At 59.0% G+C, this 21,314-nt stretch carries 22 protein-coding genes; 13 read left to right on the top strand and 9 right to left on the bottom strand.

What is annotated here, in order from left to right; all coding sequences use genetic code 11:
• Positions 1–71 precede the first annotated feature (71 nt).
• Positions 72–701, bottom strand: a complete 630-nt coding sequence (locus AC13Q5_RS00130; RefSeq protein ID WP_075856922.1) for a PilZ domain-containing protein — start codon at positions 699–701, stop codon at positions 72–74.
• Between the two features lie 83 nt (positions 702–784).
• A complete protein-coding gene (locus AC13Q5_RS00135; protein WP_244558012.1) occupies positions 785–1,447 on the bottom strand; it encodes a PAS domain-containing protein in 663 nt (220 codons plus the stop codon).
• A gap of 317 nt (positions 1,448–1,764) precedes the next feature.
• On the opposite strand from AC13Q5_RS00135, the gene AC13Q5_RS00140 reads away from it, so the two are divergent.
• The gene (locus AC13Q5_RS00140) at positions 1,765–2,535 is read left to right on the top strand and encodes a rhomboid family intramembrane serine protease (RefSeq protein ID WP_488500533.1); all 771 of its coding nucleotides are present in this window, start codon (positions 1,765–1,767) and stop codon (positions 2,533–2,535) included.
• Between the two features lie 165 nt (positions 2,536–2,700).
• The gene (locus tag AC13Q5_RS00145) at positions 2,701–3,135 is read left to right on the top strand and encodes a CBS domain-containing protein (RefSeq protein ID WP_075856925.1); all 435 of its coding nucleotides are present in this window, start codon (positions 2,701–2,703) and stop codon (positions 3,133–3,135) included.
• A gap of 159 nt (positions 3,136–3,294) precedes the next feature.
• Here the strand turns inward: AC13Q5_RS00145 and AC13Q5_RS00150 are convergent, their stop codons facing one another.
• From AC13Q5_RS00150 to folE, 3 genes are all read right to left on the bottom strand, one after another.
• Positions 3,295–4,254, bottom strand: a complete 960-nt coding sequence (locus AC13Q5_RS00150; protein WP_488500534.1) for a patatin-like phospholipase family protein — start codon at positions 4,252–4,254, stop codon at positions 3,295–3,297.
• A 107-nt stretch (positions 4,255–4,361) separates the two neighbouring features.
• Positions 4,362–4,811, bottom strand: coding sequence for a phosphoribosyl-AMP cyclohydrolase (gene hisI, locus AC13Q5_RS00155; RefSeq protein WP_075856927.1), 450 nt, complete (start codon positions 4,809–4,811; stop codon positions 4,362–4,364).
• 25 nt (positions 4,812–4,836) lie between these two features.
• Entirely contained in the window at positions 4,837–5,448 is a 612-nt protein-coding gene (gene folE, locus AC13Q5_RS00160; protein WP_075856928.1) for a GTP cyclohydrolase I FolE, read from the bottom strand.
• A gap of 289 nt (positions 5,449–5,737) precedes the next feature.
• Here folE and AC13Q5_RS00165 point away from each other — a divergent pair, with 289 nt between their 5' ends.
• The 5 genes from AC13Q5_RS00165 to AC13Q5_RS00185 all read left to right on the top strand — a co-directional run bounded on the left by AC13Q5_RS00165 (position 5,738) and on the right by AC13Q5_RS00185 (position 10,269).
• Positions 5,738–6,202 carry an iron-sulfur cluster assembly scaffold protein gene (locus tag AC13Q5_RS00165; protein ID WP_143525598.1) on the top strand — a complete coding sequence of 155 codons (465 nt, stop codon included), beginning with the start codon at positions 5,738–5,740 and terminating at the stop codon, positions 6,200–6,202.
• A 14-nt stretch (positions 6,203–6,216) separates the two neighbouring features.
• Entirely contained in the window at positions 6,217–6,639 is a 423-nt protein-coding gene (gene yidD / locus AC13Q5_RS00170) for a membrane protein insertion efficiency factor YidD (RefSeq protein ID WP_488500535.1), read from the top strand.
• Positions 6,640–6,643: 4 nt separating this feature from the next.
• Positions 6,644–7,171 (top strand): DUF1697 domain-containing protein, encoded by a 528-nt coding sequence (locus AC13Q5_RS00175; protein ID WP_488500536.1) that lies wholly within the window; start codon positions 6,644–6,646, stop codon positions 7,169–7,171.
• Between the two features lie 126 nt (positions 7,172–7,297).
• Entirely contained in the window at positions 7,298–9,286 is a 1,989-nt protein-coding gene (thrS, locus tag AC13Q5_RS00180) for a threonine--tRNA ligase (protein ID WP_488500537.1), read from the top strand.
• 143 nt (positions 9,287–9,429) lie between these two features.
• Complete coding sequence (locus AC13Q5_RS00185) at positions 9,430–10,269, top strand: lysophospholipid acyltransferase family protein (protein ID WP_075856934.1); 840 nt, start codon at positions 9,430–9,432, stop codon at positions 10,267–10,269.
• An 83-nt stretch (positions 10,270–10,352) separates the two neighbouring features.
• Here AC13Q5_RS00185 and AC13Q5_RS00190 read toward each other — a convergent pair whose 3' ends face one another.
• Positions 10,353–11,423, bottom strand: coding sequence for a hypothetical protein (locus tag AC13Q5_RS00190; protein WP_488500538.1), 1,071 nt, complete (start codon positions 11,421–11,423; stop codon positions 10,353–10,355).
• 153 nt (positions 11,424–11,576) lie between these two features.
• On the opposite strand from AC13Q5_RS00190, the gene AC13Q5_RS00195 reads away from it, so the two are divergent.
• From AC13Q5_RS00195 to AC13Q5_RS00210, 4 genes are all read left to right on the top strand, one after another.
• Complete coding sequence (locus tag AC13Q5_RS00195; RefSeq protein ID WP_488500539.1) at positions 11,577–12,164, top strand: nitroreductase family protein; 588 nt, start codon at positions 11,577–11,579, stop codon at positions 12,162–12,164.
• On the top strand, positions 12,164–12,769 hold the full coding sequence (locus AC13Q5_RS00200; RefSeq protein WP_457880773.1) for a flavin reductase family protein: 606 nt from the start codon (positions 12,164–12,166) through the stop codon (positions 12,767–12,769). Before AC13Q5_RS00195 ends, AC13Q5_RS00200 begins: the two co-directional genes overlap by 1 nt.
• A 113-nt stretch (positions 12,770–12,882) precedes the next feature.
• Complete coding sequence (locus AC13Q5_RS00205) at positions 12,883–14,037, top strand: DUF2336 domain-containing protein (RefSeq protein ID WP_075856938.1); 1,155 nt, start codon at positions 12,883–12,885, stop codon at positions 14,035–14,037.
• Positions 14,038–14,071: 34 nt separating this feature from the next.
• Positions 14,072–14,539, top strand: coding sequence for a GNAT family N-acetyltransferase (locus AC13Q5_RS00210; protein WP_208621608.1), 468 nt, complete (start codon positions 14,072–14,074; stop codon positions 14,537–14,539).
• 4 nt (positions 14,540–14,543) lie between these two features.
• On the opposite strand, the gene AC13Q5_RS00215 is transcribed toward AC13Q5_RS00210, so the two are convergent.
• From AC13Q5_RS00215 to parE, 3 genes are all read right to left on the bottom strand, one after another.
• On the bottom strand, positions 14,544–15,722 hold the full coding sequence (locus AC13Q5_RS00215; RefSeq protein ID WP_075856939.1) for an AI-2E family transporter: 1,179 nt from the start codon (positions 15,720–15,722) through the stop codon (positions 14,544–14,546).
• A gap of 127 nt (positions 15,723–15,849) precedes the next feature.
• Positions 15,850–16,980, bottom strand: a complete 1,131-nt coding sequence (locus tag AC13Q5_RS00220) for an esterase-like activity of phytase family protein (RefSeq protein WP_488500540.1) — start codon at positions 16,978–16,980, stop codon at positions 15,850–15,852.
• A gap of 153 nt (positions 16,981–17,133) precedes the next feature.
• On the bottom strand, positions 17,134–19,197 hold the full coding sequence (gene parE, locus AC13Q5_RS00225; protein ID WP_075856941.1) for a DNA topoisomerase IV subunit B: 2,064 nt from the start codon (positions 19,195–19,197) through the stop codon (positions 17,134–17,136).
• A gap of 206 nt (positions 19,198–19,403) precedes the next feature.
• On the opposite strand from parE, the gene AC13Q5_RS00230 reads away from it, so the two are divergent.
• Together AC13Q5_RS00230 and tpiA are read left to right on the top strand one after the other, a co-directional pair.
• Positions 19,404–20,300 (top strand): alpha/beta hydrolase, encoded by an 897-nt coding sequence (locus tag AC13Q5_RS00230; protein WP_488500541.1) that lies wholly within the window; start codon positions 19,404–19,406, stop codon positions 20,298–20,300.
• Between the two features lie 139 nt (positions 20,301–20,439).
• The gene (tpiA, locus tag AC13Q5_RS00235) at positions 20,440–21,210 is read left to right on the top strand and encodes a triose-phosphate isomerase (RefSeq protein ID WP_075856943.1); all 771 of its coding nucleotides are present in this window, start codon (positions 20,440–20,442) and stop codon (positions 21,208–21,210) included.
• The last annotated feature ends 104 nt before the right edge of the window (positions 21,211–21,314 follow it).

The raw sequence follows: 21,314 nt of genomic DNA on the forward strand, positions 1-21,314 counted from the left end.
TGCCGTCACGCAATGAGGAGAAAGACAGGCGTCGCTATTTCGCGATGCCGCGTGACAGGACAATGACAGTATCAGAGAAATTCGCGCAAGGTCTCGCGCGACTGTAGCGAAAGGAACTCGATCGCCACGCCTTCCACGAAATGGCGCACGACGCGACCGCGCATATTGCCAAGGCGCACTGGCGTTCCGAGCGTGGGACGTACTTCGACGTCGACCGCTGCGCCAGATAGCGACAAGTCCATGATACGGCAGACATATTGCGTGCCATCATCCAGCGTGAGTTCGCTGCGGGTATTGCGCGGCGTCAGACGATCATGGCGGCGATCTTCCGGCAGGCCGAGTTCGTGTTTATTGGCAAGCCAGGTCAATTGCGCGGCAAGCTTTTCGCGTTTCCGCTCGGTCGCGTTGATCGACATGGTGAAACCGCGGCCATCGACCGCAACGACATTGCCTTCGACACGGCCGAGGTGATCGATGTAGGCGATGACACGCTCGCCGGCGCGCGGACGTCCCAAGCAGGTGACATGTAGGTCACCCGGCGACATCTCGGTGACCAGGCACTCGAATTCCTCGTAATTAGCCAGCATCAGGCGACCCTGCATATTGATCGGAACCCGTTGAAAGGTCCGCTGATCATTGCGAACAGCATTGCCTGTCATTTGGTTGGGCCGCGTCGCATGGGCCGGCTGGAATGAGTGCATGGAAGCGTCTTGAACCCTATTGCGTCTCTTCCAACTATTAGCCGCAACTCCTTAAAGTAAGGTTGTCTTTCCCGAGACATAGCTTAGAGATGATCGCCGATTTTGTTCCGAGCTGGGTCAATTCCGGCTCTCTCGCGCCCATTTTTTGCTTGAATTAACTTTCGACGCATCCATTCGCCCAGGCTGGTGCTTCCCTGATGCGGCAGAAGATCCGTCGGATCTGGATGCGGCGGCGCATCCACGAGCCGGGCAGTGCGGTCGCGAAGTAGGCGGCTGCGATCAAGTGCCAGAAATTCCAGGCGCTCGTTACCGAGCCACGTCGTGTAAACGGTAGGCGTCAGACAGCCAAGCAGTCTGTCGCAAGTATCGCTCGATGTGCGAACCGGCAGCAATATCATCTCGAAGGTCATGCTACGGCCGCTGATGCAATAACCCGTCGCGTGGATCGATGCGGGAACCACGTGCTTCATCACGCCGGCGGCAATGTGTACCGGATCGTCCTGCTGGCTGCCAGCCCAGAGCGCGGCGAAATCCTCGCCGCGAATCTCACGCCCCATGAGGTTGCAGATCGCCGTACCGGCCAGACGGAAGCGGGGATTGTCGTCCGCCGTGTTTTCCAGGATGAACAGCTCGGGAAGAATGTGGCCGATCGCCGATGGCTGTATCAAATTGCGCAAGGGGGCATCCGCGTTGCCGCGTATGTGCTCCCAATAGGTAAATATATCGATGCTTGTCTTCTGGCGCATAATGCGTCCGTGTCCCATTTCATTTCAAATACAAAGGCATTCATTGCCTTCGACTCCTACCTTGCGAATTCCATGCCAGAGCCGGGCCGTTAGGGTTAACAAGGAGTTTCAGTTGCCCGGCGCGGTGGCTGGTGTAAGGCTTTGTTCATCACTTCACCAAGTGACCTTCAGCACGAATTTCCCGGGTGCCATGCAGGCCATCGAGGTCCGATCCGGATAGGAGCATCCCGGCACGCCGCCCGATACTACGGGCGGCTTTTTTTTTGATTTTCGCTGCGCTATGTGTCGATGACTTCCATTGATAAGCCGAGCAAGACATGAACGATGAACAGCTGCCGCGCCCAGAGCCGGAAAATCCGCAGCCGCAGCAGCGTGCCCCGGCCTTCAATCTGCCTCCTGCCATTCTGGCGAGCCTTGCTGTCCTGATCGTCATCTTCGCGGTCATGAACCTGCCATGGTGGTCGGACGATACGCTGAACTGGATTTATTTTGCCTTCAGCTTCATCCCGGCCCGCTATGCCTTCCCCTTGTCGCAGCAGGGGCTGGAATGGCTGTGGACGCCTGTTACCTATTCACTGCTGCATGGCGGGGTGGAGCATATCGTCTTCAACAGCCTTTGGCTGATGGTCTTTGCCGCGCCGGTGGCGCGACGTATCGGGCCTCTACGCTATGTGATTTTCTGGATTTTCTCGTCCGCTGCCGCCGCCTTCCTGCATGCAGCGCTCTATTGGGGAGACCAGACGCTTCTGATCGGGGCGTCCGGCGTCGTCTCGGCGTTGATGGGGGCGGCTTGCCGCTTTGCCTTTCCGGCTATGGACGGTCGGCGGGTCTCCATGCGGCAGGCGCATCTCAACCCGCGTCTCAGTATTCTAGGGTCGCTTCGAAGCCGCACCGTCGTCGCCTATATCGTCATGTGGGTCGCCGGCAATGCACTCGTCGCCTTCGGGATCAACCTTGCCGGCGACAGCTCGCAGCCGGTGGCATGGGATGCTCATATCGGTGGATTCCTGTTCGGATTCCTGCTTTTTGCACCCTTCGACCGGCAGCCGCTTGTGGAAGCTCAGGAAGCTTTACCACCCGATGAATGAGCTGTTGCTTTCTTACTGACACAGGCGCACCATTGCTATCCGTCGGTCATGGGATGACAAGATCGACCGACCGACGGGCAAGGCGCCGGTTTGAGCTCCGGGGGTAATTTCGGAACATATCGGACGCTTCAAGTGTTCATCATGCTTTCGAGATGGGAGGATCGAATGTCAGTTTCCGTAAAGGCCATACTTGAAGCCAAGGGCCGCGACGTCGTCACGACGGGCGGTAATACGACCGTTGGCGAGGCCGCGAAGATTCTCAACGAGAATCGGATCGGTGCCATCGTGGTCGTCGGACCGGGCGGCAAGATTTCCGGCATCTTCACCGAGCGGGATGTCGTCAATGCGGTTGCCAAGCATGGCCATGAATGCCTCGATAAGCCGATCGCTTCGATGATGACGGCCAAGGTACATCGCTGTAAGGAAGATACGACGACCGACGAATTGATGGAGCTGATGACGATGCGCCGCTTCCGTCACGTTCCCGTCGAAGAGAAAGGCAAGCTTTCCGGCATCATTTCCATCGGCGACGTCGTCAAATGGCGTATCCGCGAGATCGAGCTCGAAGCCGAGCAGATCAAGGCCTATATCGCCGGGTGAGGGGCGGTTCGGTGCTATCGAAGCAATCGACCCTGTGGGTCGATTGCGGCAACGAATGTATGGTGTTCAAAACCAAGGGCCGCATTGTACCGCATCGACAGAGTCTCCATTGTTTGCGGCGGAGATGCCCAACCAATCTATATGCGTTTGATTTACGCCTTAGCGCGCGTAGGCTTCCTGCATGCGGCGGATTTCGGTCAATCGTGCCAACGTTTCTTCGTAGCCACGCTCTATAGCTTCGCCAGCACGGTGAAATTCAGACAGGCCGATATCGCTGAGCCGAGGATGCAACGCAAGATCTGGTGGATCTCCGGCCAAACGCGCGCGAGCGATCCTGTCCTGAATGATGTTGAAAGCCTGCACCATGACGCCGGTCATGCCGAGTTTCATGGAAGGAGGGTCCTCCCGGCGCAGCAGATCACCGTTCGGCGGTCCGACATTGTGTTTGACCACAGCAGAGCGGCCAAAGAGATCGTAGTGCAGATTGACGGCGACCACGAGCGGCTGTTCATATGTGCGGCACACCGAAACCGGTACGGGATTGACTAAGGCACCGTCGACCAGTGTGCGGCCGTTGGTGCGAACCGGCTCAAAAATGCCGGGCAGGGCATAGGAAGCCCTGAGCGCCGTGATGAGCGATCCATTGGCAATCCAGACTTCATGGCCTGTATTCAACTCCGACGCGACCGCGACAAAGGGACGGTCGAGATCTTCGATGGAAAATCCTTCCAGATGTTCCTGCATGCGCTTGGTCAGCCGCATGCCGCCGAACAGTCCGCTACCGCCGATGGTGAGGTCGAGCAGGCTGGCGATCCGACGCATGGTCAGCGAACGCGCGAAGGCCTCGAGCTCGTCAAGCTTGCCGGCAAGATAGCAGCCACCGACCAGGGCGCCGATCGACGTGCCAGCAATCATGCCGACTGCAATGCCGGCTTCATCGAGCGCGCGCAAGACGCCGATATGCGCCCAGCCGCGCGCAGCGCCACCGCCAAGCGCCAGGGCAATCTTCACTTTTTTAGGAGGGCTAGGAGGGAGAAGCGGGGTAGACGTATCCTGCGTGAGGCCTGAACCGGTCGAGCTCTGTCCGCCGATATGACGATTCAACCCCCAATTCAGCATGTTACGCCTCCTCCGAGGCTCCGTGTGCCTCGGCTAAAATACTGTCCCTTTTTCGTTTCCAAATCGTATACTGGTTGTGGCTTGTTGAAACACCATCACCGATAGGTCTATTGTTTGTAGACTTCTTCCGGATTGAAATGCAGGTGATCGTCGACCACGCTCAGCACCGGCTTCCCATCTTCGAGCTCAACCGTTCGATAGAAGCAGGAACGGCGACCAGTATGGCACGTCGCATCATGTCCGGCGACCTCCACTTTCAGCCAAATGGCGTCCTGATCGCAATCCGTTCGGATTTCCTTCACCGTCTGAAGGTTTCCCGAGGTTTCACCTTTTTTCCAGATTTTTCCGCGCGAGCGGCTGAAATAGTGCGCCGTGCCGGTCTTGATCGTCAGGGCGAGCGCCTCGGCATTCATATGCGCGACCATCAGCAATTCGCCATCATGCGCATCGGTCACGATCGCGGTAATCAGGCCGCGATCGTCGAAACGGGGCGTGAAATCGCCGGCATCCTCCAGCTCGGATTTATCTTCAGAAGGAGCATTGAAAATCACATTCATCTCCGGCTCTTTCGTTGAAGCCTGGTCAGCGGCCCCGGACCAAAGACATGAAACGGGCCTGTTCGGCCGGATCGGCCTTGAAGGCACCGGTGAAAGTCATCGTCAGCGTCGAGGAACCCTGCTTCTTTATGCCACGCATGGACATGCACATATGTTCGGCATCGATCATCACTGCGACGCCGCGCGGACGCAGCGACTCGTCGATCGCGTTGGCGATCTGAGCTGTCATGGCTTCCTGCGTCTGCAGACGGCGCGCGAAAATATCGACGACACGGGCGATCTTCGACAGGCCAAGAACACGGCCGCTCGGCAGATAGGCAACATGCGCCTTGCCGATGATCGGCACCATGTGATGTTCGCAATGCGAGTAGAATGGAACATCACGCTCGAGGACGATGTCATCGTAGCCGGAGACTTCTTCGAAAGTGCGGCCGAGCACATCCTCGGGATTCAGTTCGTAGCCGCCGAAGAGCTCGCGATAAGCCTTGGCAACGCGCGCGGGCGTATCGAGCAGGCCTTCGCGACGCGGATCATCACCGGCCCAGCGAAGGAGAACGCGGATTGCGTCTTCGGCTTCCTGCTGCGACGGGCGTTCGGAATCAGTGACTTGCGGAAAGTTCTTTACAATGGCGTCCATTACCTGTGGTTCTCCTGATCCGCTGCGCGGATATCATCTTGTCGGACTCGCCACTGGCATTCCCCGAGGTACGGAGATTTTGTACCTTTGGCGGGCTCCGGGGCGTTCTGGCTGGCGGACAAGCCTGCCGTCCTGCACGGTTTCCCATCAAACTTACAGAAGACCATTGCATTTCGTTGGTCTTCGAACGACATACATATAGTATGGCATTGTCCCTGTGAAAGTGTCCGAAATGGACACGCTGTGTTTTTTGTTACGAAACACGAACGGGTGCATCGGAGCAAAATCTGTGATGGACGACATCTACAACAGCAAAATCCTAGAGTTTGCCGGCAATATCGGCCGCATCGGCAATCTTTCTGACGCTGATGCCAGTGCCCAGGCCCATTCCAGACTGTGCGGTTCTCGCGTAAAAATCTGGCTGAAAATGGACGGCGATGTGGTGACCGATTTTGCCCATGACGTCAAGGCCTGTGCGCTCGGCCAGGCATCCTCTTCGATCATGGCCCTCCATGTCGTCGGCGCTTCGGCAGATGAAGTGCGCAAGGCCCGCGAAGACATGCTCGCCATGCTCAAGGCCGACGGCGAGGGGCCGGACGGACGTTTCGAGGACATGCGCTATCTGAGGCCGGTCAGGGACTATAAGGCCCGCCATGCCTCGACCATGCTGACATTCGATGCCGTCGTGGATGCGATCGGGCAGATCGAGGCGGCTCGCCAGGGCGAGAATGCCAAAACAGCCGCGGCGGTCTAGGCGGGCTGCGGACCATGTGCCAATTCTGTCTGATGCAGGACGACGGTGAGGACGAGGGCGGTGCCGCTCCTCCGAGGCACGCGCGTCGCGACACATCACCGGCGGGTGACAAGATCGCGAAATCGCGAAACTATTCAGGACCTTTTCGCAAGACACCGGACCGGCTTTTCGGAATGGGCCTCATTCGCCTTTATCAATTGACGCTTTCTGGCTTCATCGGCAATTCCTGCCGCCATATCCCAACCTGTTCGGAATATGGCTATGAAGCCGTTGCTCGCCACGGGCTCTGGGCTGGCGGCTGGATGACGCTGTTTCGCGTCGTCCGGTGCGGTCCTGGTGGGACGAGTGGGCTCGATCCGGTGCCCGATGAGCTGGAGCGCCGCTATCACTGGTGGACGCCCTGGCGCTATTTCCGTCTCGGGCACAAGGCTGCCTGACCGCATGGCGGTCTACGTCGCGCTGCTCTACAGCATTGTTCTCGGCCCGGGCCGCAGGGTCGTCATGGCCGACCTCAAGGCGATGGCGGAGAGTTTGGGTTTTCGCAATGCCCGCACTCTGGTGGCAACCGGCAATCTCGTTTTCGAGGCCGAGCCACAGCCGATCGCATCGATCGAGGCCGGGCTTGAATCCGGTTTTGCTGCGGCCTTCGGCAAGCATGTCGACATCATCGTCCGCGATGCCGATACATGGTTGAGGCTTGCCAACGGCAATCCCTTTCTCGACGGGATTGGCAGCGAGGTCATCGTTCGAGTGATGCGGCAGCCGCTCGAACCCGAAGTGCTGGTAACGCTTGCGAAATACCGCCGGGGCGAGCGTCTGGCTGTTGTCGACGGCGATCTATGGATCGATTTCGGTCTCAAGGCCAGCGAGACAAAAATGCTGCCGGCCCTGACGACGAAGAGGCTCGGCGTCGGAACGATGCGAAACTGGAACACGGTGCGCGGTTTGACCGAGATGATCCGCAGCTAACGCCGCTTTTTCTTTACTAGATCGAGAAATAAAGCTATCAGGCGCGCGGATATAAGTAAGTGGTTACTTAGTCCGCATTTTGAAACCACCCGCATTCGTTGGCGGGACTGGACAAGGAGAATATCGATGTCCCAACCCATTTCCCTGACATTTCCCGATGATTCCGTGCGCAGCTTCGCTGCCGGCACGACCGGTCGCGATGTCGCCGAATCCATTTCCAAGTCGCTGGCCAAGAAGGCTGTCGCCATTGCCATCGACGGCACCGTGCGCGACCTTTCTGATCCGGTGACCGACGGCAGGATCGAGATCATTACCCGTTCGGACGACCGTGCGCTGGAGCTGATCCGCCACGATACCGCGCACGTTCTCGCCGAAGCCGTGCAGGAACTTTGGCCGGGAACGCAGGTGACGATCGGCCCGGTCATCGAAAACGGCTTCTATTACGACTTTGCCAAGAACGAGCCTTTTACGCCCGATGATCTGCCTGTCATCGAGAAGCGGATGCGCGAGATCATTCTGCGCAACAAGCCGTTCACCAAGGAAATCTGGTCGCGCGAGAAGGCGAAGGAAGTCTTTGCCTCCAAAGGCGAGCGCTACAAGGTGGAGTTGGTCGACGCTATCCCCGAAGGTCAGGATCTGAAGATCTATTACCAGGGTGACTGGTTCGATCTTTGTCGCGGTCCGCACATGGCCTCGACCGGCCAGATTGGCAATGCCTTCAAGCTGATGAAGGTGGCCGGTGCCTATTGGCGTGGCGACAGCAACAATCCGATGCTGACCCGCATCTATGGCACGGCATTCGCCGAGCAGGCGGATCTCGACAACTATCTGCACATCCTGGCCGAAGCCGAAAAGCGCGACCATCGCCGTCTCGGCCGCGAAATGGACCTGTTCCATTTCCAGGAAGAAGGCCCAGGGGTCGTCTTCTGGCACGGCAAGGGCTGGCGCATGTTCCAGACGCTGGTGTCCTATATGCGCCGGCGGCTGCAGGGCGACTATCAGGAAGTCAACGCGCCGCAGGTGCTCGACAAGTCGCTTTGGGAGACTTCTGGTCACTGGGGCTGGTACCGCGACAACATGTTCAAGGTTACCGTCGCTGGTGATGACACTGACGACGACCGCGTCTTTGCGCTGAAGCCGATGAACTGCCCGGGCCATATCCAGATCTTCAAGCATGGCTTGAAGTCTTACCGCGAACTGCCGATCCGCCTTGCGGAATTCGGTGCGGTTCATCGCTACGAACCTTCGGGTGCGCTGCATGGTCTGATGCGTGTGCGCGGCTTCACGCAGGACGATGCTCACATCTTCTGCACCGACGAGCAGATGGCCGCCGAATGCCTGAAGATCAACGATCTCATCCTGTCCGTCTATGAAGACTTCGGCTTCAAGGAGATCGTCGTCAAGCTCTCGACCCGCCCGGAAAAGCGCGTTGGTTCGGACGAGCTCTGGGATCGCGCCGAAAGCGTGATGATGGACGTGCTGAAGACGATCGAGGCGCAGTCCGAAGGGCGTATCAAGACCGGTATTCTGCCGGGCGAGGGCGCGTTCTACGGGCCGAAGTTCGAATATACGCTGAAGGATGCCATCGGCCGTGAATGGCAGTGTGGCACGACGCAGGTCGACTTCAACCTGCCGGAGCGCTTCGGTGCCTTCTATATCGACCAGCACTCCGAAAAGACGCAGCCGGTGATGATCCATCGCGCCATCTGCGGCTCGATGGAGCGCTTCCTCGGCATTCTGATCGAGAACTTCGCCGGCCATATGCCGCTCTGGGTATCTCCTCTGCAGGTCGTTGTCGCGACGATCACCTCGGAGGCCGATGCCTATGGCGAAGAAGTCGCCGAAGCGCTGCGCGATGCCGGTCTCACGGTTGAGACCGACTTCCGCAACGAGAAGATCAACTACAAGATCCGCGAGCATTCGGTGACGAAGGTTCCGGTCATCATCGTCTGCGGCAAGAAGGAAGCCGAGGAGCGGTCGGTCAACATCCGCCGTCTTGGCAGCCAGTCGCAGACCTCGATGTCGCTCGACGAAGCGATCGCGTCGCTGTCTCTCGAAGCGACGCCGCCGGACGTTCTGCGCAAGCGCGAAGCACGACGCGTCAGGGCCGCTTGACGGCCACCTTATCTGGCGGCACCTTCAGGGTGCCGTCAGAGAAGTGACATACAGCTTTCATATAGTTGATGAATCAACGCGTTGCTGTGGCTGCAACATGTGACGCAACTGAACCATAGGAGCGGGGCAGCCCCGTCGCGCACTTGGAATTCAAAGAATTATCCTACGCCAATGAACGGGACACGCGGATCAAGCGCTGGCTCATCCGCTCCATCGAAGGCCTTTCCGGCCGAGACCGTTACGCCCGGCTCTACGATATCTGGCGCACTGATATTGTCGGCAAGAGCGAGCGGGTTTTTGGCAAGATGCTTGATCTCATCGATGTGCGCCTGCTCATCAAGGGCGAGTGGCCGCCCAATCAAATTCCCGAAGCGCCGATCGTCATCGTCGCCAATCACCCTTACGGCATCGGCGACGGAATTGCCGTCCTAGCGCTTGCCGAGCAATTGGGGCGCCCCTTCAAGGTCCTCATCAACAACGAATTGTTGAAAGTACCTGAGATGCTCGACTATTCGCTGCCGGTTTCCTTCGAGGAAACCAAGGAGGCGATGGCGATCAATATGAAGACTCGGCATGAAGCCGTTCGCCTGCTCAAGGAAGGCACGACGATCATCGTCTTTCCGGCCGGCGGCGTGGCAACCGCCAAGAAGGGTTTCGGTCGCGCAGAAGATCTGCCCTGGAAAATATTCCCGGCAAAGCTCATCCAGGCGGCACGGGCGAGCGTCATTCCCATCTATTTCGAGGGACAGAACGGCCGGCTGTTCCATCTGGCGAGCCGCATCTCGATGACCCTGCGCATTTCGCTGCTAATCCGCGAATTCCGGCGCCTCTCGGGCAGTACGATCACCGCCCATATCGGCGCCCTCAGAAGCTGGGAAGCACTCAGCGAGGGTAGCGACCGCAAGGATCTGCTGACGAAGCTCTATGGGGCGGTCTTCTCCATGGCACCCCCTAGAAAGGTGCTGCGGCGCAAGGCTGGATGAGCAGCAAGGGGACCGGGCTTCTCCTCACCGAACGGTGACTACTGCGATAACTTCAGCCGGCGACCAAACTCGGGTCGCCGTCGTCAATCCATGCTATCGCCATCATCGCCGCCTGTAGCAGGTGCCAATTGTTCATAGGTCGGCAGCGGCTGCTGATTGGTCGTCGCCGGCGGTGTCTGGCTTTGGCGCATCGGCGGCATCTGGATCGGCAGCTGGCGGGCGGGCTGTTCGGTATCGGCATCCTGCGGCTGCTGCTGCTTCATCAGCACTTCCACATCCGTATTCATGCCGGCGGCGACGGTGAAGTCGCGCTGATAGATCTTGTCCTTGTTGCGAGCGACGGCCGTGTAGCGACCTTCTGCGAGCACCATGGTCGGAAAGGCGCTGACGCTTTCCCCGACGATATCGCCCGCCGATGTCAGGATCGACCAGGCAGTATCGGCGATCGCCTCACCGCCGGAATCCGAGACGAGCTTGAACGTGATCTTTGCCGCTCTGTGCTGAATAGTCGCCTCGGTCACCTTACCGGCTTCCACCTGGATGTCGGCGCGGATGACGGCATTGACCTCGCCATATTCTGAAACGACATGGTAGGTGCCGGCGCTGAGGCCGACCAGCGTATTCGGCTTGACGTCGTCCATGACGAGACCGCGTTCGCCGTCTTCCTTGGCTTCGCTCGAATAGATCGAGAAGCTCAGCTCATTCGGCGGAATGCGGACATCAGGTCCGGATACGGCATTCAAGACCATGCCGCCGGCGTCGAGAACCATCGTCTGCTTCTGGGTGTCGCCAGTCTCCGGAACACTCAGTCGCTTGGTAACGCCGGCGCGGCCGAAGGAGACATTGACGAAATAATCGCCGGGCAAAAGGTGGAAAGAGGCCGAGCCTCCACGCGAACTGGCGACCAGCGGCAGCTTGCCGTCGGTACCCGCTATCGGACTGAAGACATACCAGGCAAGGCCCTGCTGCTGCGGGCCGCTCTGCGGCGTGAGCTTGGCCTCGAGGGAAACGTCACGCAATGTACGCGCGGACGAATTCTCGCCATTCGGCGCTACGAAAGCATTGAGCTTTGGCATCTTGACGCTGCCGTCGAGCTGCTTGAATTCCTTGAACGCTTCCTGTGCCGAGACGGCCGTACTCATGCTCGCAAGCATTACGAAAACCGCGCTCAATCGGCGAGCGGATGAAATGCCTGACATGGATACCAACCGATTGACTTCCGATAAAACACACGCCACTTCAAAACCAATGCGGTGGCAAATTCAAGACCTCATCCTACCACAAGCCAAAATGAAGGCAGTTCCTCAATGAAAACCGATATCAAGCTGGTCGATTATCTCGCCGTGCGCCGATCTATTCCTGCGTTCCAGATGTCGGAACCGGGGCCGGGCAAGGCCGAGATCGGGGAGATTCTGCGGTTGGCCTCGCGCGTGCCGGATCATGGCAAGCTCGCCCCCTGGCGCTTCATCGTCTATCGCGGCGAGGAGCGTGCGCGTATCAGCGAGGAGCTGCTGAAGCTCGCGCTGGAAGCCAAGCCTGACCTGTCGGAGGAGATGATCCAGGTCGAGCGGACTCGCTTTACCCGTGCCCCCGTCGTCATCGCAGTCGTCAGCAAGGCAGCGCCGCATTTCAAGATTCCGGAATGGGAGCAGCTGATGTCGGCAGGTGCGCTGTGCATGAATCTGCTGATTGCGGCCAATGCCCATGGCTGGGTCTCTAACTGGCTGACCGAATGGTTCGCCTTCGATGAGCGCGCCTATCCGCTTCTCGGCGTCCAGCCGGGCGAGAAGGTTGCCGGCTTCATCCATATCGGCTCGACAAGCTTTCCGCCGGTCGAACGTCCGCGCCCGGAACTTGCTGAAACGGTAACATGGGTCGGCGGCGAGGACGCGTGATGTTCTATACGACGGACACCAATCGTCATGGCCTGGCACACGATCCCTTCAAAGCCATCGTCGCGCCACGGCCGATCGGCTGGATCGGCAGCAAGGGCAGGGATGGTTCGCTGAACCTGTCCCCCTATTCCTTTTTCAACGCCGTCAGCGACCGGCCGAAGCTTGTGATGTTTTCTTCCGCCGGCAGAAAGGACAGCGTGCGCAATGTCGAGGAAACCGGTGTCTTTACCGCCAACCTCGTCAGCCGCCATATCGTCGAGAAGATGAACCATTCATCCATTGCCGTTCCCTATGGCATCAACGAATTCGAGCTGGCTGGCCTGACGGCGAAACCAGGCAAGCTCGTGGATGCACCTTATGTCGGCGAAGCCTTCGCGGTTCTCGAATGCCGGGTGACGGAAGTGCTGGAGCCGAAGGGCCTTGATGGCGAGCCGTCGGAAAACATCATGGTCATCGGCCAGGTCGTCGGCATCCATATCGACGAGACGATCATTCGCAACGGCAGGCTGGACATGGCGCTGGCGCGTCCCGTCGCGCGCATGGGCTACATGGATTATAGCGAGGGCAGCGACGTCTTTGAGATGATCAGGCCAAAGGCGCCCTGAGGGGCGCCACTCATGTCTATGGGCGAAAGGTTAATAAGCAAGGTAAACGTCCCGTAAACCTTTGCCCGATAACATGATGCATATGAATTTGCGGGGCAAGAATCGCCTCGTCGATATCGGGGCGTTACGTGATTATAGAAGCATTCCTTCGCTGGGCTGAAACCGCCAAGGCAGAAAGCAGAAGCCGGGCGGCCAATGCGCTCGGCAGGGCCTATCTGCAGTCGGAGATGCCGAAAGAAGAGCGTGACGCCGCCCAGATGGCCATGACCTATCTGCTCGACGATCCGTCTCCTCGGGTGCGGCTGGCGCTCGCTGAAGCCGTCGCCCATTCGGCTAGCGCGCCGCGCAATGTCATTCTGTCCCTTGCCCAGGATCAGCCTGAGATTGCGGGGCAGATCATCCTGTTTTCGCCTGTGTTCACCGATGCCGATCTTGTCGACCTTGCATTGCATGGCAGCGATGTGGCGCGGATTCTCATCGCCTCCCGCGGGCAGGTGCCGCGTGCAGTTTGCGCTGCGCTTGCCGAGATCGGTGGAGAAAGCGAAATCCTGTGTCTGCTCGAGAATGACGGCGCATTGCTTTCACAGGCTTCGCTCAAACGTATTGCCGAGCGTCTGGGCGATTGCGCCGACATACGCGGGCTGCTTCTTTCCCGAGACATTCTGTCTTTGGATATCAGGCACCTTTTGATGCGTCAGATCAGCGACGCGCTTTCGGAATCGGCTCTCGTCCAGAGCTTTGTCGGTAACTCCAGGCTGCAGCAGGTAACGCGTGAAGCAACCGAAGCCGCAACCGTCACGATCGCGGGAACGGCACAGCACGAGCAATTGCCAGATCTGGTCGAGCACCTGAGGCAGAGTGGCTGGCTGACACCGGCTTTCCTGATGCATGCGTTGTGCTCCGGCAAGGTCGATTTCTTCGCCAGCGCGATCACCAATCTTTCCGGCTACGACGAGCGGCGCGTGCGCTCCATCATTTCAAGAGGCCGCGTCTATGCGATCCGGGCACTCTATGAAAGCGCGGGCCTGTCCAAGGATATCAGCACGATCTTCGTCGAGGCGACGATGATATGGCGCGAATCCTCCCGCAAGAACGGCAATGCGATGCTGGAAGATATTTCTTCGCGCCTGATGCGCAAATTCCGCCTGGCGGAGCCTGCGCCCGGCGCTGCGACACAGCTCCTCGACATGGTGGAGAGGCTTGCAAACGCCGAACGGCGGCAGGCCGCGCGCAGCTTCGCTGCACTGGCAGCGCTTGCCGCTGCATGATATCCAGCAGTCGGTTTATTTTCCGAGGTTTATCTTGTCGCTGACGATTGCTGTCGAATCCCCGCGTCAGGAAGGCGTGATCCGTCTTCTCGACATGTCGAGCGCCTATGCGGAGTCGCTTTATCCGCCTGAGAGCAACCATATGCTTGATCTGTCTTCGCTGGAGAAGGCGGACGTGACCTTCTGGGTTGCCAGAGTTGAAGATGTGATCGTCGGATGTTGCGCGCTGGTGGAAGCCGGTGACGGCACAGCCGAGATCAAGCGTATGTTCGTCGATCCGGCCGCCAGGGGCCGCAACGTCGCGCGCAAGCTCATGGAGACGCTCGAAGCAACAGCACACGAAAGAGGCCTTTCGGCGGTCCGGCTGGAAACTGGTATATATCAGCCGGAAGCGATCGGCCTTTACCGAAAATTCGGGTATTTCGAAATTCCCGCGTTCGGCAGCTATCAACCGGACCCGTTGAGCCTATTCATGGAAAAGCGGCTGGAGCAGACCAGCTAAACAACTAGCCTTCGGCAGCGTCCCGAACATGCAGCTGCAGTTCCGGTTCCTGCGCCTGCTGTTCCTCGGTCAGTTCGGCCTCGCGAATCCATTCGCGCCAGATGGCGACGATAATCGCCATCAGGACCGGGCCGATGAAGAGGCCAAGGAAACCCATGGTCTTCACGCCGCCCACCAGACCGAAGAAGGTTGGAAGGAACGGCAGCTTGATCGGTCCGCCGACAAGCTTGGGACGAAGCGTCTTGTCGACAATGAAAAGCTCGATCGTGCCCCAGAGGAAGAGGGCGATACCGGCCCAAAGCGAGCCGCTGGCAACGAGATAGATCGAGACGAGCGACATCGAAAGTGGCGCGCCGCCCGGCACCAGCGCCATGACGCCGGTGAGAACACCAAGCGTGATGGCCGAGGGAGCGCCGGCAATCCAATAGGCCACGCCGAGAACGATACCTTCACCGATGGCAATCAGCGTCATGCCCATGACGGTGGAGCTGATCGTCGCCGGCACGACACGGGAAATCCGCTCCCAACGATTGGGGAGGATGCGTTCGCCGAGCAGATCGACCTGGCGAACGAAGGTCGCGCCGTCACGATAGATGAAGAACAGCGCGATCAGCATGAAAAGCAAGGTCAGCACGACATGGAATGCACCACCGCCGGCTGCAAGCACGGCCCGGTAGATGTTGCCGATATGCGCGCCGCTTACGAGCTGAGCCAGTTCGCCGAGCGAGCCGGGGCTACCGACATATTGCACCCATTGCTCACCGAGCCAGGAGCCGATGACGGGCAGAGCCAAAATCCATTGCGGCGGCGGCGCCCCTTCGCGGTTGACATGGATCGCCCAGCCAAACCAGTCGCGCACCTCGCCGGCCATGTAGATGGCGGAAAGGACGATCGGCAAAACCAGGAAGGTGACGATGAATGCAATGGCGATGGTGGCGGCAAGCGTCGTATTGCCGCCGGTGCGGCGCACGATGTCGCTATAAAGCGGCCAGGTGGCAAAGCCGATCACCGCTGCGGCCAGAACCGGGACGAGAAAGCCGTAAAAGAAATAGATGCCGGCAATGGCAATCAGAATCAGCAGCCAGCGCGCAGCGGAAATGGACGGGATCAAAGGCATGCGCGCATGCGCGCTTGGTCCCAGCCACCGATGCTCCCTCGGCTTATGACGTTCAAATACACCCACCGGTCTTACTTCGCCCCTCTTTACTAGATCATCCGGTTATGGGGTATGATCTAGGCCGTTTCAAGAGCAACGGCTTTAAAGCCTCTCTATTATGCGGCCATGACATTAGCACGACTGAAGCGAGATATCAGGAAGGGCGCCTGATCACCTTGAACGCGAAAAACTGCGTCTTTTGTGTCGGATTGAAATTATTGTCGGCGACAAGGATCAATAGATCGCTGCCGTCTTTCGCTTTGCCGAAAGTAATGCCTTCAATATTGTCGGGGCCAAGACCGAGGGCACGCAGATCCATGATCTGCGTCTTGCGCACGGGCACGATGCGCTGATCAGTCTTCGCAAGCGATGGAATATTGGCGACGTCCGTGGCGCCATCGAGATCGAACATATTGATGACGACCGAATTGCCGATGCCTTGGGCAAAGCCGCGCTCGACCGACAGGAGATGACGATCATCGAGCGCCAGAATCTCGGACAAGCCGAAGTCATTCCAACCGTTCGCCATCGGCGGCGCCTGCGGAATAGGCGAGATTGGATAAACATATTGCGCCTTCTGCTGGCCGGTCGCCGCGTCATAGCGGATGAGGCGTGCAAGCGCGCCGTTTGTCAGAGTCGTGATGGGACCATCTTGGTAGAGCGCCGATTCCGTACCGATGAGAACGTCTCCGCCGGTAAGGAACGTGGTGCCCTCGAAGGCGAGATTATCGCGAATGCCCGCACTCTTGTCCGCGGACGGCGCAAAACCATCAGGCAAGGAGAATTCGCGAAGGAAACTGCCGTCGCGATTGGCGACGCGCACGAAGGGTGGCAGCAGCGCCTTGCCGTCGCCTTCGCTGGTCCAGTAGATCCCGTCCTTGCCCAGACGAATGGACTCGCCATCCACCTTTTTGATGGCAAAGGGCTGGCCATCCTTGTCCTTCAACGTGACATGATCGACAACCGCGACACCCTTCAAGCCGCTCGCATCGACATCGATGTCGAGATCGTAGAACCGGGCCGGTGCCTTTTCGGAGCGGTCGTCGCTGATGGCGATATAACGGCCAGTCGACGGATCGAAATCGATGCCCGAGAGGCCGCCGACCTCAACGCCATTCTCCATGAAACCCGTCGGAATATCGTAGTTGCCGAGATAGGAAAGACTGATGCCGGCCTTGCAATCGCCGAAAGGGCAGGGCACCTCGATCGTCGTTCCGATATCCAGCGCATAAGCGGCTTTAGCGAAGAGGAGAGCGGCGGCAGTCGTCAGGAATGGCTTCAACATGGCGAAATCGTCAACCCGAATAGTAAAATGGCAGCACCTAAAGCAATGCCGCCATCTACACATTCATCCATGACGCCTTCGTAACGGATACCCGACAATCCGGTAAAATATCGCGAGATCGCTCAGGCATAGCAATCAGTGATTGGCCTGCCGTCAGATATCGAGGTCTTCGGCAAAGGCGGCCCGCTCCTGAATGAAGCGAAAACGAGCGTCGGCCTTGGTGCCCATCAGATTGTCGACGGCATCGCGGGTTCCTTCGAAATCGACCTCGTCGATCTCGACGCGCAGGAGCGTACGCTTGGACGGATCCATCGTCGTTTCCTTGAGCTGGGCAGGCAACATTTCGCCCAGACCTTTGAAGCGGCTGATCTCGACCTTGCCCTTGCCCTTGAATTCCGTCGACATCAGCTCCTGTCGATGGGCGTCGTCGCGGGCGTAGATGGATTTCGACCCCTGCGTGATTTTGTAGAGCGGCGGGACGGCCAGGAAGAGATGACCCTGGCGGATCAGCTCGGGCATCTCCTGATAGAAGAAGGTGATCAGCAGCGAAGCGATGTGGGCGCCGTCGACGTCAGCATCGGTCATCACCACGATGCGCTGATAGCGAAGGTCTTCCTCGCGGTATTTCGTGCGGGTGCCGCAGCCAAGCGCCTGGACCAGGTCGGTGATCTGCTGGTTGGCCGACAGCTTTTCGCGGCCGGCGCTGGCGACGTTGAGGATCTTACCGCGCAGCGGCAGGATCGCCTGGTTCGTGCGGTTTCGCGCCTGCTTGGCCGAGCCACCTGCCGAATCGCCCTCGACGAGGAAAAGTTCGGCGCCTTCGGCAGCACTCTGCGAGCAATCCGCCAGCTTGCCGGGCAGGCGCAGCTTGCGCACGGCGGTCTTGCGGTTGACTTCCTTTTCCTTGCGGCGGCGCATGCGCTCTTCCGAGCGCTCGATCACCCATTCCAGCAGCTTTTCGGCTTCGCCCGGATTGTCGGTGAGGTAGTGATCGAAGGGGTCGCGCAGGGCGTTCTCGACGAGGCGCTGGGCCTCGACGGTCGCAAGCTTGTCCTTGGTCTGGCCGACGAATTCCGGCTCGCGGATGAAGATCGATAACATCCCGACGCCCGAAATCATCACGTCGTCCGTGGTGATATTGGCCGCGCGCTTGTTCTGGGTGAGGTCGGCGTAGTTTTTCAGGCCCTTGGTGAGAGCGATGCGGAATCCCGCCTCATGCGTGCCGCCTTCCGGGGTCGGAATGGTATTGCAATAGGAGTGGATCTGCGGGTCGCCACCGTACCAGGTCATCGCCCATTCGAGCGAGCCGTGGCCGCTTTCCTTTTCCGACTTGCCGGCAAAGATCTCGCGGGTAACGGTGAACTCATTGCCCATCGTCGCCTTGAGATAATCCTTCAGGCCACCGGGGAAATGGAAAACCGCCTTTTCCGGAACATCGGCGCCTTCCGGCGCCAGCTCGGGATCGCAGCTCCAGCGGATTTCGACGCCGCCGAACAGATAGGCCTTGGAACGGGCCATGCGGAAAACGCGGGCCGGCTCGAAGCGAGCGTGATCGCCGAAGATCTGCGGGTCTGGATGGAAGCGAACGCGCGTGCCGCGGCGGTTATGCACATCGCCCAGCTCCTCCAAGCCACCGACCGGCAGGCCGCGCGAGAAGCGCTGGCGATAGAGTTTGCGATTGCGGGCGACTTCGACTTCCAGATCATCCGACAGCGCATTGACGACGGAGACGCCGACGCCGTGCAGACCGCCCGAGGTCTCATAGGCCTTGCCATCGAATTTGCCGCCCGCATGCAGCTTGGTCATGATGACTTCGAGCGTCGACTTGCCGGGTACCTGCGGATGATTTTCCACGGGGATGCCGCGGCCGTTATCCGTGACGGTCAGATAGCCCTGCCGGTCGAGATAGACCTCGATGAAATTGGCGTGGCCGGCGACCGCCTCGTCCATGGCGTTGTCGATGACTTCGGCGAAAAGGTGGTGCAGCGCCTTTTCGTCCGTACCGCCGATATACATGCCGGGGCGCATGCGGACCGGCTCGAGCCCTTCGAGAACACGAATGGAGCTCGCGCCATATTCCTCCGACGAGGACGTCGTCGGAGCAGCCCGCTGCGCGGGCGCTGCGGCAGGCTTTTCTGCCTTTACGGCCGGCTTTTCCGCTGCTTCCGGTTTCGACGGGCGGGGGAGACCGGAGAAGAGATCGTTGCTGTTATCCATAGAACTTCGAGCTACTAGATTTGTCCTGGAGGGGCCAAAGCCCTTTATTATCGCATTTGTCGCCGCTATTCGCGAATCATCGTGATTCTGCCAGAAACGGCGCACAAGAGCGATGGCGCCCCGTTACGGGGCAAATTCAAGTAAAGAGATTTGCGTTGCCGGGTGAAGAATGGCAAGCCCGATGGCCGATCGGAGGAAGTATCCGCATGCCAATGTCCACAGCTCATTTGCCCATCCTGTCCGCAATCTCGGGCATTTTGCTTCTGGCGACAGGGCAGACCGCCTCGGCAGATATGTTGAAGCCGTTCAAGGACGAGCTGTTTTCCAATCAGACGGTCATCGAAAGCCACGACAACGGCGCCTTCCAGACGATCGATTACCAGGAGATGCGTGACATTAACGGCCGCGACCAGATTCCGGAAAAACGCGTGAAGCCGGCCTATGTCGATACCGGCGTGCGCTGGAAGGCGCAGGAAGACGAAACGTTACAACTCGGCGACCGCAAAGTGGATGTTACGCGCATAGGCCCGGCGTCGAAGCAGGCCTTTACCGTCATCTTCATCCACGGCCGCGGCGGCGACCGCAGGCTTGGCTCCAACGACTATACGTTCGGCGGCAATTTCAACCGGCTGAAGAACCTGGCTTACCGCAACGGCGGCACCTATTACGCACCGAGCGTAAAAGGGTTCGACAGCAACGGGGTTGCCGATATCACAGCGCTGATCCGCTATTCCTACGAGCAGTCGGGCGGCAAGCCTGTGATCCTCACTTGCGCCTCCATGGGCAGCTTCGTCTGCTGGGGCATTACCCGCGATGCCGAAAGCGTCAAGCGCCTGAAAGGCATGGCGATCCTGAGCGGCGTCACCGATCCGGATTTCACCAAGAGCGCCTTCTACAAGGCAAAACTGCCGCTCTGGTTCACGCATGGCAGCAAGGATCCGGTCTACGCGGCTGCGGACCAGCAGGCCCTGTTTGAGAAACTTTACAAAGCGCACTATCCGACACGCTTCACGCTTTTCGAAACCGGAAATCACGGAACGCCGGTGCGCATGACCGATTGGCGCAAGGTGCTCAACTGGATCGTCGATCCGCAGGCGTCGTGAAACATTCTCGCAATCCGACTTAATTTTCCGGATAAGCATTTTTTCAAACGATTTGAGCCGATTTCGACCGCATTCGATAACTTTCCTTTCCCTTTCCTTTTTGTTAGTCCGAAGACGGATCAAGGGGGAGAATATCGGAATGACGAAGACCATACGGCCGCTTCTGGCCGGAAACTGGAAGATGAACGGCACGCGCGCGAGCCTGGATCAGATCAAGGCGATCGCGGACGGCGTCAAGGCGCCGCTGTCGGAGAAGATCGATACGCTGCTCTGCCCCCCAGCCACCTTGCTCTATGTCGCGACGGCACTTTGCGACGACAGCCCGCTGGCCATCGGCGCACAGGATTGTCATCAGCAGGTCAGTGGCGCGCATACCGGCGATATTTCGGCCGAGATGATCGCCGACTGCTTTGGTACCCACGTCATCGTCGGCCATTCAGAGCGCCGGAGGAATCACGCGGAAAGCGACATGCTGGTGCGCGCCAAGGCGCAGGCGGCCCATGATGCTGGCCTCATCGCCATTGTCTGCATCGGCGAAACCGCTTACGAGCGCAACAGCGGCCAGACGCTCGAGGTGCTGAAGCGGGAGCTCGTGGGCTCTATTCCGGATGATTCCACGGCGCAGACGACTGTGATCGCCTACGAGCCGGTCTGGGCGATCGGCACCGGCGTAGTCCCAACCCAGGAGAACGTGGAGGAAGCACATGCGTTCATCCGAGCCGAGCTCATCGAGCGCTTCGGCAAGGAGGGGGCGAATATGCGAATCCTCTATGGTGGATCGGTCAGTGGCGCCAATGCGCGTGACCTTTTGGATGTTCCGCATGTCAACGGCGTGCTTGTCGGCGGCCAGAGCTTGAAAGCGGTCGACTTCCTTGCCATTTATGCCGCATTCGAACGGCAGTTCGCCTGAAGCAACAACTTGCCCGGAGTTCCGACCTTAAAAGGACTTGGAATAGGCGAGAGCCTCATGTAAAGAGCCGCGAGCTTTTATTTTTGATGCCCGCACCGGGCAGG

The sequence above is a fragment of the Martinezella sp. CNPSo 3964 genome (genome assembly GCF_057784375.1).